General features: G+C 36.9%; 12 protein-coding genes, 1 tRNA gene and 1 pseudogene. 9 read left to right on the top strand and 5 right to left on the bottom strand.

Features of this window, described 5'->3' with window-relative positions; genetic code table 11:
• Positions 1-291 precede the first annotated feature (291 nt).
• The 4 genes and pseudogenes from DYY66_RS05495 to DYY66_RS05480 all read left to right on the top strand — a co-directional run bounded on the left by DYY66_RS05495 (position 292) and on the right by DYY66_RS05480 (position 2,806).
• Entirely contained in the window at positions 292-1,221 is a 930-nt protein-coding gene (locus tag DYY66_RS05495; RefSeq protein ID WP_166286907.1) for an ABC transporter ATP-binding protein, read from the top strand.
• Positions 1,214-1,740: pseudogene (locus DYY66_RS05490) on the top strand (ABC transporter permease); the annotation flags it as partial. The gene DYY66_RS05495 and the pseudogene DYY66_RS05490, both read left to right, overlap by 8 nt.
• 227 nt (positions 1,741-1,967) lie before the next feature.
• On the top strand, positions 1,968-2,420 hold the full coding sequence (locus DYY66_RS05485) for a nucleotidyltransferase domain-containing protein (protein ID WP_166286905.1): 453 nt from the start codon (positions 1,968-1,970) through the stop codon (positions 2,418-2,420).
• The gene (locus tag DYY66_RS05480) at positions 2,417-2,806 is read left to right on the top strand and encodes a HEPN domain-containing protein (RefSeq protein WP_166286903.1); all 390 of its coding nucleotides are present in this window, start codon (positions 2,417-2,419) and stop codon (positions 2,804-2,806) included. Before DYY66_RS05485 ends, DYY66_RS05480 begins: the two co-directional genes overlap by 4 nt.
• 38 nt (positions 2,807-2,844) lie before the next feature.
• Here DYY66_RS05480 and DYY66_RS05475 read toward each other — a convergent pair whose 3' ends face one another.
• Positions 2,845-4,263 carry a CFI-box-CTERM domain-containing protein gene (locus tag DYY66_RS05475; protein WP_166286901.1) on the bottom strand — a complete coding sequence of 473 codons (1,419 nt, stop codon included), beginning with the start codon at positions 4,261-4,263 and terminating at the stop codon, positions 2,845-2,847.
• A gap of 163 nt (positions 4,264-4,426) precedes the next feature.
• On the opposite strand from DYY66_RS05475, the gene DYY66_RS05470 reads away from it, so the two are divergent.
• The 3 genes from DYY66_RS05470 (at position 4,427) to DYY66_RS05460 (ending at position 5,364) form a co-directional block, all read left to right on the top strand.
• A complete protein-coding gene (locus DYY66_RS05470; protein ID WP_166286899.1) occupies positions 4,427-4,570 on the top strand; it encodes a hypothetical protein in 144 nt (47 codons plus the stop codon).
• A gap of 133 nt (positions 4,571-4,703) precedes the next feature.
• The gene (locus DYY66_RS05465; protein ID WP_166286897.1) at positions 4,704-4,976 is read left to right on the top strand and encodes a type II toxin-antitoxin system RelE/ParE family toxin; all 273 of its coding nucleotides are present in this window, start codon (positions 4,704-4,706) and stop codon (positions 4,974-4,976) included.
• A 145-nt stretch (positions 4,977-5,121) separates the two neighbouring features.
• A complete protein-coding gene (locus DYY66_RS05460) occupies positions 5,122-5,364 on the top strand; it encodes a hypothetical protein (RefSeq protein WP_166286895.1) in 243 nt (80 codons plus the stop codon).
• Between the two features lie 104 nt (positions 5,365-5,468).
• Here DYY66_RS05460 and DYY66_RS05455 read toward each other — a convergent pair whose 3' ends face one another.
• Positions 5,469-5,726 (bottom strand): type II toxin-antitoxin system RelE/ParE family toxin, encoded by a 258-nt coding sequence (locus tag DYY66_RS05455; RefSeq protein WP_166286893.1) that lies wholly within the window; start codon positions 5,724-5,726, stop codon positions 5,469-5,471.
• A gap of 5 nt (positions 5,727-5,731) precedes the next feature.
• Entirely contained in the window at positions 5,732-5,962 is a 231-nt protein-coding gene (locus DYY66_RS05450) for a hypothetical protein (RefSeq protein WP_166286891.1), read from the bottom strand.
• Positions 5,963-6,062: 100 nt separating this feature from the next.
• Between DYY66_RS05450 and DYY66_RS05445 the strand changes: the two genes are divergently transcribed.
• Positions 6,063-6,287, top strand: coding sequence for a DUF2283 domain-containing protein (locus DYY66_RS05445; protein WP_166286889.1), 225 nt, complete (start codon positions 6,063-6,065; stop codon positions 6,285-6,287).
• 137 nt (positions 6,288-6,424) lie between these two features.
• Here DYY66_RS05445 and DYY66_RS05440 read toward each other — a convergent pair whose 3' ends face one another.
• Positions 6,425-6,583 carry a hypothetical protein gene (locus DYY66_RS05440; RefSeq protein ID WP_166286887.1) on the bottom strand — a complete coding sequence of 53 codons (159 nt, stop codon included), beginning with the start codon at positions 6,581-6,583 and terminating at the stop codon, positions 6,425-6,427.
• Positions 6,584-6,713: 130 nt separating this feature from the next.
• Between DYY66_RS05440 and DYY66_RS05435 the strand changes: the two genes are divergently transcribed.
• On the top strand, positions 6,714-6,962 hold the full coding sequence (locus tag DYY66_RS05435) for a hypothetical protein (protein ID WP_166286881.1): 249 nt from the start codon (positions 6,714-6,716) through the stop codon (positions 6,960-6,962).
• Here the strand turns inward: DYY66_RS05435 and DYY66_RS05430 are convergent.
• A tRNA-Gln gene (locus DYY66_RS05430) sits at positions 6,960-7,032 on the bottom strand. The genes DYY66_RS05435 and DYY66_RS05430 overlap by 3 nt on opposite strands.
• Between the last annotated feature and the right edge of the window lie 1,223 nt (positions 7,033-8,255).

The following is an 8,255-nucleotide window of genomic DNA, read 5'->3' as shown; positions in this document are numbered from 1 at the left end:
AAGATAGCCTGCACCGATCTTTTCTTTCTTTCTTTGGATAAGCTCATCAATCTGTGCTTTTGTGATATCGGGTTTTTGCTCTAGTAATTTGTTTAACAATGAATCAAATTCTGACAACGGAATCTTGATGGAATGTGTATGATATAAAAATTGTTTTGGAATAGCGANACGGAATCTTGATGGAATGTGTACGATATAAAAATTGTTTTAGACAAGCGATCTTTTTTTGATTAATGTTTGTGATACTAAAATTTCAGTAGATAGATTAGTGAGAGAAAAAGATTCTATGTATTGTACAGTATAGAGGTAAACTCGCTTTCAAAATCATACGGTTCCTTCACTGCAGTAGATGGCATCGATCTAAAGGTAGAGCGGGGAAAGATCTTTGGATTCTTGGGACCAAACGGTGCAGGCAAGACAACCACCATGAAGATGCTTACTACACTGATTCCTCCTGATGGGGGCAAGATGATCATCTTGGGAATTGATGGTACCAAGTCACCACTTGAGATACGAAAAAAGATCGGGGTTGTACTACAGCAGCCAAGCTACGAGCCTACTCTGAGTGTAGAAAAGTCGCTTGAAAAATATGGCATGATGTGGAATGTCGATAAAAAAATACGAAAGAATCGCGTGGAAGAATTACTTGTTGCGTTTGATCTTGTTGATATCAGAAAAAAAAAGAATGATGACCTGTCAATTGGCCAGAGGAGAAGAGTGCAGGTTGCACGTGAATTCATGCATGATATGGAATTGTTATTTCTGGACGAGCCAACAGTAGGTCTTGACCCGTCTGCAAGAAGGGGACTGCTTGATTTTATAAAATCCAAAGTAAAAGATGGACTGACGATATTTTTTACAACACATATTTTAGAAGAAGCTGAATATCTTTGTGATGATATCGCAATAATCAACAAGGGCAAGATAATTGCAGTTGATACTCCTGATGAGCTAAAAAACAAGTTTGGACGGGAAAAGACAATCAAGATTCATGTATCTGAACAAGAAAACATCTCGACTCTATTGTCTGGTATACCTGGTTGTACCATTGAGCATGATTCTGGTGTTGTGATTACAGTACGCTCTAGCCAGTCAGAGCAGGTCCTGCAGGATGTCTTGAAGATACTTGCCTCAAATGGTATTACAGTAGAGGACCTGAGCGTGGTTCCTACTAGCTTGGAAGAGATATTTCTCTCAGTGGTGAAAAGTTCCAATGCATGAGATAATCCGCCTTGTCAACCGAAATCTTACGATATCGCTTAACATGGGGTTTGTCATTTGGCAGATAATCTTTCCATTGATCTACATTTTCGTTGCAGGCTTTGCATATACTGCACTGATTCATCAAGTTCCTTTTGGTTCCAAGACACTTGACTATCCGGCATTTATTGCAACAGGGATGATTGGGTTCAATATCATGAACAGCACATTGATCTCTGGAATAATAATCTGGAATGATAGAAGACATGGAATGTTTGAGCAGATACTGGTTGGTCCGTTTACCCGTGCTCAGTATATTTTATCAAATGTGTATACCATTGGAATAATCGGACTTGTTTCTGCAGCAATGATTACTGCAATTGGGTACCCGTTGTTTTTCAAGCAGGTCGAGTTTAATGTGTTAACCATACCTCTTGTAGTATTTGCATCAATTACTGGCTCGATTCTGTTTGGTTCCATTGCTTCAATCATCTCAACTAGGCTCAAATCAAGTGAGGGGTTTAACGTGGTGATTAATACNTGATTATGTACATTGGAATCTCCTAAAAAGTTATATGGTAGAAATTTCTACCATATGGTAGAGATATTTACCATATATGAAACTGCATAAATACCTAGAACAAGTACTTGGAAACAAAATAGCCATAAGTACACTTCGCGTTTTGGTGCACTATAAAGGCAGAATCTTTACTATTCGAAGTCTTGCACAAGATGCAGGTGCTTCACATCCAGAGGTATCAACAACAGTGACAGAATTAGAAAAGTTTGGTATTGTACAAGTACAACCCGTAGGAAGAGCACATCAGATCTCATTAAATGAAAAAAGCTATGTGCTAAAAGAAATTATAGAACCAATTCTTCAAGCAGAGGAAAAGACACTTAACAAAGTCATTTCAATTTTAAAAGGGCATCTTAATACAAAAAAAATCATATCATCTGTAATCTTTGGGAGTGTTTCAAAAGGTACAGAAAAAGAAGATAGTGATATAGATGTTTTAGTAATATCCGATGATTTTGATTATGCTATTGAAGTGATCGCAAATGCAAGTGAAGATATTGCACTTGGTTTTCACACAAGAGTGTCTCCAATAATATTTGCCAAGAAAGAATTCCTATCTAAAAAAAAGGGTGATTTAATACATTCCATATTGTCTGACCATATTCATATGACAGGGTTAGAATTGGAGAAAATCAAATGACAAGATCTGTCGATCAAAACAAGGCCAAAAATTATCTAATAAAAGCAGAAAACGCATTACGAATCGCCAAGATTGCCCTCAAAGAGACAGCGTATGATACTGCAGTAATGAATGCAGTACACAGCTCAATTAACACTCTTGATGCACTAACTACTCTTTATAGCGGAAAACGTTCATCTGGACAGCATACGGATGTTCTTAACTTGATAAAAGGAATTTTAACCAATGATGAATTCGAATATGTGAAAAAGCAGTTTAGTGGATTGATGGGCAGGAAAAATGAATCAGAGTATCAGCCAACTCTTATGAATGATAAAGATGCAGAAGATGCGATCAGACGAGCAGAGCGAATTCTAGATAAAATTAAGGCTAAACTGAAAACCTAGATATCCAAGAAGAATTTCTGTATGAACTGTTTGCATTTTTAATCTTTTAGCTCGTCTCCAAGTAATTTTACCAGTATCTTTAGCGAAAGAACTATTGGGTATACGATCATGTATTTTATAACGCGCTTTAGATTCTTGTCCCTGTTCATTGCCTCTGCAACAGGAGGGCTGCAACTGTAGTACCAGTCTAATATCTTTTCAAACTGTTTTCTGTGCGATGACTTTAGCAGTACCTTGTCTCTGTATTCCCGCAAGAACTGGACATGAGGATGTATCTCAGAATCTAGTGCTGCTGTTGCAATGAAACATCCCTTCTTTGTAGGATTTGTGGTACCAGTGTTTGAATTTGTGGTTCCGTTTGTGGCATTTACAGTTCCTGTATCTTGAATTGTAGGTCCTGTATTTGCAAAGCTCAAGACTGTTTGTAGTACGCCATCTGGATTTTTGTAATCTTGGTAACGCCAGGCAAGTGCGCCTGCATATCCTGAACTATTTGCAGATTGCAAAAAATCCTGTAATGTGGCAGTCTCTTGGGCTATATCATATGGGCTTGAGCTTGGGTGATACCCGCATTCGCCCAGTATGCATGCCTTGCTTGAAAAATCAGATGGACTGTATGTGCCAATCCTTGCCTGGGCTCCTGTTGTTGGGGGACTGTTTGGAGGGGGAACATTTGGGTTGTTGTATGCATGAAAGTCAGAAAAATCTACAAAAGACGAAAACGACATTGATATGTTTTTTCGCATACAGCCAACTGAAACCTTGATTCCAGATGGAGATATTGCCTGGACAACTTTTTCCACAAAGACCTTTAGTTGTTGCTGTGTGATCATGTTTGCCTCTGTAATGCTTTCTGGCTCATTCATGATGTCAAGAGCAAAAAGTGCAGGCTTGTCCTTTATTGCATTTGCAAGTGGAACAAGTACGTTATTGCAAAAGTCAGTTGGGTCTTGCATTATTTTTAGTATTATTTGCTTTCTTGCAGAAAACAATTCTTGGTATTTTGGAATCCTTGATGGGTCAAGTCCTGAGGGCTGAGAACTGTTGGTATCCCATGAATTGAACAGTGCAAGGTATACCTTGATGTTGTGGTTGTTTGCTGTATCAAGTACTGCAACAAGATTGTTGATAAATTCTGGATCTATGCCTGATAGGTTGTTGTTGCCATCTTTTGTAAATACCAGTCCTTCTAATTGTTCAAACAGCCAAAGCCTTACGATGTTTACTCCGTTGACTTTGGCAAAATAATTTTCAATGGCCTCTGGATGCTGTGATAGATATGGTTGTCCCTGGGGAATGTTTGGTACTGCAAGGTTTGCAGTTATTGATGCAGTGGGCGGATATGTCCACAGTGGACCATCGCTAAACTCAGAGCGGCCCAAGTCATAGCCATACTTGTCCTCAAACCATCCTAGATTGATTCCTACAAAGAACTTACTACCTATACTAAACGACATGATAGTATCATATTGATTTGATATTAAAAAATTTGGGCATGGTTAGATGATCATTTTCAAGTAGATGAAAAAGGGACTGAAACTAGTATAATTAACCAATGAGATGAATTACACAAGAGCATTCATTCTAAAACATTATTAGAAGCAAGCACTAACTCAGAATATGCAGTCTTCTGCAAAAACCAAGAAACAAGACGATCTCACACCAGAGGAGATATCCGACATCAAAGAATATTCATCTGGTAAAGAAAAACCAAAACATTTCAAGAATGTCAAAGATCTCATAAAAGACCTGAAGGCGGATTAAAAGCTGTCAATTCCGAAATCGAGTGAAAATAGTTCTTTAAATATAGATTTTGAAAAAACAACATTTGTCGTAAATCATAGACTCACAAACAATACAAATTACTTCTTTTATACACATCATTGAAAAACAAGTCATGGATTCATCATGGGCATTTGACATAAAAAGTAAATTCAAAAAACAATACAAATTACTGGGTTCTGTCAGACAAGAGAGAGTCGACAATGCATTACTACAACTTGCTGATGCTGAAAGACCGGAATCATTAGGTGTCTATAAACAATCTATGGGAGTATATGCATATGAATTAGGTCATGGTGATAGAATAATTTTCAAGGTTAGTTACGATAAATGTACCATCGAATTAGTTAGGGTAGGAGATCACAAAATGATTTATGGAAAAGATTGAATCTTTGGCTCGCCCTTTTATTATGACAAGTCAAAATCTGACATGGAGTTTGAAACAATGAAGAAAAATATGAAATTCTATGATGATACTTGATGTCTAATTTCAAAATTTCCTTTAAATTAGACTGGTACCATACTATGGTACAATGCAGGTAAAAAGACGCAGCAGTTTCTGGTTCTTACTTCCTATCTTGTTTAATGTCATTGGGGGTGTAATTGCATTTTTTGTAATACGAGAGGACGATCCGAAAAAGGCCCGAAACTGTCTATTGCTTGGAATCGTACTTGCTGCGATACCGTTCTTGCTAATTGTTGTTCCTATATTGGTTGGAATAACGTTATTTCCTCACATGGGCCCGCCTGTTATGTCAGGCATGCATTATGTGTGAAATATCTTGCATTAGATTGGGATGGAACTAATGAAAATCAATAAAGATCAATTTTGTTGTGTTTGAGTTACTTTCTTCGTTAATACTATATTCTATAACGAAATTTACTTGTACGCATCACTTCGTATTGATATGTCATAAACACGTGCTTCTCCAGTTTCACGGAAAAAGAGAATTCTATAATTACCAACACGAATTCTGTAATGATTGTTGTAGCCCTTTAATTTCTTTATGTCTAATCTTGTCATTGGCCAATCTCGTTCAAGTTCTTTTAATGTATCTTTGATCCTTTTCTTAAGATCGCTTGGAAATCTATCTACTTTATCGGCAATATCTTTTCTGATGCTAACTTTGATAGTCAAATTAACTAGTTTAACGATTCTAGTGGTACATAGTCTAATTTCTTAGATTTCTTGGCTTCGAAATTCTTTATTGCCTTGATCTCGTATTCATCTGGCATGTCTTCTTTTATGACTGATTTTTCTACAATTTTCTGTACTCTTGTAATCTGCAAGTGAAGTGCGCGTATCTCTTTATCAGTAGTTCGTTTGTAGACTCTAAATTCTTTCAAGAGTTTTTCAATCTCATGATGTGACACTGTTCTAGTCTCCATTGGATAATCATTGTATTGTAAATTCGGATAAAAAGGGTTCTGTTCATTCTTATATATTGCAAGAAACATTGTGCACTAGTACAAAATGGCTTCAATAAAATACGATAAAGAGGCAAATGTCTTGTATGTCAGTGTAGCCCCAAATAAAAAATACATCAAGGAGACAATATCGCTAGGAGAGGACAGGTTTGTTGATTTGGATGATAAGGGACATGTCATTGGGTTTGAGATATTATTCCCAAAATCAATGCCAAAAGAAGCTGCAAAGACAATAATCCGCTCTAAAGATACCATAGAATTGGTGCAATAGGCTTCATATCTGATTTTGATTNCAACCTTCAACTCTTCAATAAATGTCTCATAATTCTTAATTAACGGCTTGTCACTTTTGAATTTCTTTATCTTTTTTTCTATTGTATTATCAAAAGGCTGGATAAACCACACGGGTTAGTCTTCTAAAACTTTCTTGATATGTTTTATGTATTCACCTGGCGTGTATTTCTTACCGCTTACTTTGCCAGACTCGATTGCTCTGATCTTTTCCTCTATTTCAGGACGCAATTCTGGCATTTCTTTTTGCTTCTTTGTTTTTATGGATGACTCCATGTACTAATAATGTACTAACTTGTATTACTAGTTTTAGAATCAAGCGTACTACACGTTGGTGTTCTCATATATCTAAAAACTTGATTCCTAAAATTTCCTTTAAATTGGACTGTCGCTATAATATGGTGTCATGCAGGTAAAAAGACGTAGCAGTTTCTGGTTCTTACTTCCCATTTTGTTTAATGTCATTGGGGGTATCATCGCATTTTTTGTAATACGAGAGGACGACCCAAAAAAGGCCCGAAACTGTCTAATGCTTGGAATAGTACTTGCTGCGATACCGTTCTTGCTAATTGTTGTTCCTATACTGGTTGGAATAACGTTATTTCCTCACATGGGCCGCCTGTTATGCCAGGCATGCATTATGTGTAGATTATAGCCCGGCCCAGATTCGAACTGGGGTCAAGGGCTCCAAAGGCCCCTATGCTTGACCGCTACACTACCGGGCTTCTTTGGAACCTTGTCTTGCATTCCTTTATAACGTTACCCAAAACGGATATGCAGAATGTATGTGAAAAGACAATTTACGATAAAGAATTTTGGTTAACCTATCATCTGTGTTATTTTCTTTAGTATCTCGCCTTCTACATGTCTTGTCCAGAGCATCTCTGGAATGTCAACTGCCAGAAATAGAGCTGACAAGAGTAATGCCTCTGCTGCAATGACTGCAATATTTTGTATAAATTTTCCAATTCCGATATGTATTGCAAAGTCATTTGGTTCTCCTGTTATCATTATAGTAAACGCCCTGTCTGCAGTGATNTATGCTTGACCGCTACACTACCGGGCTTCTTTGGAACCTTCACTAGTATTCCCTTATAATGGTACCCGAAAGGGTTGAGCAGAATGTGTAGACAGATGTATTGCTATAAAAAATTTTGATGGCTAACCTATAGNCAACTGCAAGAAATAGAGCTGACAAGAGTAATGCCTCTGCCGCAATGACTGCAATATTTTGTATGAATTTTCCAATTCCTATGTGTATTGCAAAGTCATTTGGCTCACCTGTTATCATTATGGTAAATGCCCTGTCTGCTGTTATGATATCCCTTAGAATGCCTGCCTTTGTTGCCTGGATTATAATCCCTACTGGTGAGTTAGAGGTCATCTGTGTCTTGTACCCATCTTGGTTTAATAACGAGATTATCTGCTGTGCTAATTGATTCAAGTCCTTGTTCTTGTTTTGAAACCTGACTATTTTTTCAGAGACCATTATTCCACAAAGACTAGGCGCTCTAATTAAATTGTATTTTAATTCTCATTGTGTGGTAACTTGGCTCTAGATTGTTTTCCTGTAAATGACAATTCGGATCTAGTTTTTCCCAGCTAATTTGTTTTCAGATATTGTCGCATTATGTCTCAGATCTTTTGAAATTNGCTCTAATTAAATTGTATTTTAATTCTCATTGTGTGGTAATTTGGCTCTAGTTTACTTTCCTGTAAATGACAATTCGACTTTGGTTTTTTCCAAATACTGGCTTGTTTTCAGGGATTGCAGCAAGTCTCCACCTTTTGAAATCATTTCCTAGACCCGACCTTGTAATCATCTGAATTTTTTATATTTATCTGATTTCCAAAATTGGAAAAAAGTTATTTCCAATTTTGGCAGATGGATTTTAAATATTTAATTCACTAAAATGACAACATGTTAAATGAAATAGCAAAAGTGTCG

Source organism: Candidatus Nitrosotalea sp. FS, from assembly GCF_011319475.1.
GTDB lineage: Archaea > Thermoproteota > Nitrososphaeria > Nitrososphaerales > Nitrosopumilaceae > Nitrosotalea.
This window is presented reverse-complemented; position numbering and strand designations above follow the sequence as displayed.

Excerpts from the sequence above, each read along its gene's own strand:
- DYY66_RS05475 (WP_166286901.1), bottom strand. The coding sequence starts at position 4,263 with ATGTCGTTTAGTATAGGTAGTAAGTTCTTTGTAGGAATCAATCTAGGA.
- DYY66_RS05470 (WP_166286899.1), top strand. The coding sequence starts at position 4,427 with ATGCAGTCTTCTGCAAAAACCAAGAAACAAGACGATCTCACACCAGAG.
- DYY66_RS05480 (WP_166286903.1), top strand. The coding sequence starts at position 2,417 with ATGACAAGATCTGTCGATCAAAACAAGGCCAAAAATTATCTAATAAAA.
- DYY66_RS05435 (WP_166286881.1), top strand. The coding sequence starts at position 6,714 with ATGCAGGTAAAAAGACGTAGCAGTTTCTGGTTCTTACTTCCCATTTTG.
- DYY66_RS05460 (WP_166286895.1), top strand. The coding sequence starts at position 5,122 with ATGCAGGTAAAAAGACGCAGCAGTTTCTGGTTCTTACTTCCTATCTTG.
- DYY66_RS05465 (WP_166286897.1), top strand. The coding sequence starts at position 4,704 with ATGGATTCATCATGGGCATTTGACATAAAAAGTAAATTCAAAAAACAA.
- DYY66_RS05440 (WP_166286887.1), bottom strand. The coding sequence starts at position 6,583 with ATGGAGTCATCCATAAAAACAAAGAAGCAAAAAGAAATGCCAGAATTG.
- DYY66_RS05445 (WP_166286889.1), top strand. The coding sequence starts at position 6,063 with ATGGCTTCAATAAAATACGATAAAGAGGCAAATGTCTTGTATGTCAGT.